We start from the raw sequence: 691 nt of genomic DNA, 5'->3' as shown, positions 1-691 counted from the left end.
CTGGCCGGCAACCTCAAGCGCGGCGGCCTGGTGGAGCTGGCCTTCGGCCACCGCCTGCGCGAACTGATAGAAGACTTCGGCGGCGGCACCGAGAGCGGCCGGCCGGTGCGGGCGGTGCAGGTGGGCGGGCCGCTCGGTGCCTACCTGGCGCCCGAGCAGTTCGACACCCCGCTCGACTACGAGGCCTTTGCCGCCATCGGCGCCGTGCTCGGCCACGGCGGGGTGGTGGTGTTCGACGAGTCGGTGAACATGGCCGAGCAGGCCCGTTTTTCCATGGAGTTCTGCGTCGAGGAGTCCTGCGGCAAATGCACCCCCTGCCGCATCGGCGCCGTGCGCGGGGTGGAGGTGATCGATCGCATCGTCGCCAACGACCAGCGCGAGGCCAACCTGGCCCTGCTGGAGGAGCTGTGCGACACCATGATGCAGGGCTCGCTCTGCGCCATGGGCGGCATGACGCCCTTCCCGGTCAAGAGCGCACTGCAGTATTTTCCCGAAGATTTCCACCGCCAGGGAGGCGAAGGCTGATGGTTGAGCATTTTTATCCCGAAAAAGACCTGGGTACCCCGGCCGTCGAGTCGGCCACCCTGGTCTCCCTGAACATCGATGGCGTCGAGGTGACCGTGCCCGAAGGCACCTCGGTGATGCGCGCCGCCGCCCTGGTGGACATCAACATCCCCAAACTGTGCGCCAC

Annotated in this window: 2 protein-coding genes; both read left to right on the top strand. The window is 67.4% G+C overall.

What is annotated here, in order from left to right:
- The coding region (locus C7I36_RS16895; protein ID WP_281258166.1) for an NADH-ubiquinone oxidoreductase-F iron-sulfur binding region domain-containing protein at positions 1 to 525 on the top strand (525 nt) is incomplete at its 5' end.
- A partial coding sequence (locus C7I36_RS16890; RefSeq protein ID WP_146137358.1) for a 2Fe-2S iron-sulfur cluster-binding protein occupies positions 525 to 691 on the top strand: 167 nt, incomplete at its 3' end. The genes C7I36_RS16895 and C7I36_RS16890, both read left to right, overlap by 1 nt.

Origin of the sequence: Zobellella taiwanensis (assembly GCF_003012795.1) — a bacterium.
Lineage (GTDB): Bacteria > Pseudomonadota > Gammaproteobacteria > Enterobacterales > Aeromonadaceae > Oceanimonas > Oceanimonas taiwanensis.
This window is presented reverse-complemented; position numbering and strand designations above follow the sequence as displayed.